Consider the following 1,834-nt stretch of genomic DNA (forward strand, 5'->3'; position numbering starts at 1 on the left):
CGGTGCTGGAAGGTTAAGAGGAGGGGTGCAAGCTCTGAATCGAAGCCCCAGTAAACGGCGGCCGTAACTATAACGGTCCTAAGGTAGCGAAATTCCTTGTCGGGTAAGTTCCGACCTGCACGAATGGCGTAACGACTTCCCCGCTGTCTCCAGCATAGACTCAGTGAAATTGAATTCCCCGTGAAGATGCGGGGTTCCTGCGGTTAGACGGAAAGACCCCGTGCACCTTTACTATAGCTTTACATTGGCATTCGTAGTGGCATGTGTAGGATAGGTGGTAGGCTTTGAAACCTGGGCGCCAGCTCAGGTGGAGCCACCCTTGAAATACCACCCTTATTACTATGGATGTCTAACCGCGGCCCGTTATCCGGGTCCGGGACAATGTATGGTGGGTAGTTTGACTGGGGCGGTCGCCTCCTAAAGAGTAACGGAGGCGCGCGATGGTGGGCTCAGAACGGTCGGAAATCGTTCGCTGAGTGCAATGGCATAAGCCTGCCTGACTGCGAGACTGACAAGTCGAGCAGAGACGAAAGTCGGTCATAGTGATCCGGTGGTCCCGCGTGGAAGGGCCATCGCTCAACGGATAAAAGGTACGCCGGGGATAACAGGCTGATGACCCCCAAGAGTCCATATCGACGGGGTTGTTTGGCACCTCGATGTCGACTCATCGCATCCTGGGGCTGGAGCAGGTCCCAAGGGTATGGCTGTTCGCCATTTAAAGCGGTACGTGAGTTGGGTTCAGAACGTCGTGAGACAGTTCGGTCCCTATCTGCCGTGGGTGTAGGAATATTGAAAGGATCTGTCCCTAGTACGAGAGGACCGGGATGGACGGATCTCTGGTGGACCTGTTGTGGCGCCAGCCGCATAGCAGGGTAGCTATATCCGGACGGGATAACCGCTGAAGGCATCTAAGCGGGAAACCCACCTTAAAACGAGTATTCCCTGAGAACCGTGGAAGACGACCACGTTGATAGGCCGGGTGTGGAAGAGCGGCAACGCTTGAAGCTTACCGGTACTAATAGTTCGATCGGCTTGATCGTTCTCATTCCTTATGCCCATTTGACAAAGTCAAATGGTCTTAACCAGCGCTCACGCATGAGCGGCCCTAACGGGCCTATGCTCCGCGAGGGCGCCGGAAAACCGGCGACGCGCAGTCGCGCTTGCGGGCTTATGCCCGAAGCGCCCTGTAGAAAACGTCGCCTTGGCACGGAAAGACGGGCAAATGGCGCAGGCCTATAGCGAGCGGGTATCCCCTACTCACTATTCCCTACTGCCTAATCCCTAACCCAGCTTCTCGAAACAACGTGCGTTTTGCCGACCTGGTGGTTATGGCGGAGCGGCTGCACCCGATCCCATTCCGAACTCGGCCGTGAAACGCTCCAGCGCTGATGGTACTTCGTCTCAAGACGCGGGAGAGTAGGTCGCTGCCAGGTCTGCTAAACGCACGTTGATCTCACATCGGATGTGAGAGAAATCTTCTCTTTATCATTAGGCCCGCCAACGGGAACCACGGGCCGCGTAAGCGGCCCTTTCACTTGGTGAGACATCTACCTATCTGTAGGCCATGCTATTGTAAGCCTCGGCTTATACCAAAGGTAACGCGGGGTGGAGCAGCCCGGTAGCTCGTCAGGCTCATAACCTGAAGGTCACAGGTTCAAATCCTGTCCCCGCAACCAACATCACAATCAGCCCGCCAGGCAAAATGCCGGCGGGCTGTTTTGTATCCGCTTGATGGTGGCTGACCTTGCCCCCAGTTTCTATCCAGTTTTGAGTTCGTTTCCGGCGTGGGTTGTGCCCTGCTGGGCGGGTGAAGGGACGGGCGCTGGCGCGGAGC

General features: G+C 56.3%; 1 tRNA gene and 2 rRNA genes (1 of these 3 only partly in view). All 3 read left to right on the top strand.

Annotated elements, in window-relative coordinates:
- Window positions 1-1,040, top strand: a 23S ribosomal RNA gene (locus tag NKI38_RS27255) (it extends 1,782 nt beyond the left edge of the window).
- 278 nt (window positions 1,041-1,318) lie between these two features.
- Window positions 1,319-1,433 (top strand): 5S ribosomal RNA (gene rrf, locus NKI38_RS27260).
- Window positions 1,434-1,599: 166 nt separating this feature from the next.
- Window positions 1,600-1,676: transfer RNA gene (locus NKI38_RS27265), tRNA-Met, on the top strand.
- Window positions 1,677-1,834 lie beyond the last annotated feature (158 nt).

It is taken from the genome of Mesorhizobium sp. M0621, assembly GCF_040320745.1.
GTDB lineage: Bacteria > Pseudomonadota > Alphaproteobacteria > Rhizobiales > Rhizobiaceae > Mesorhizobium.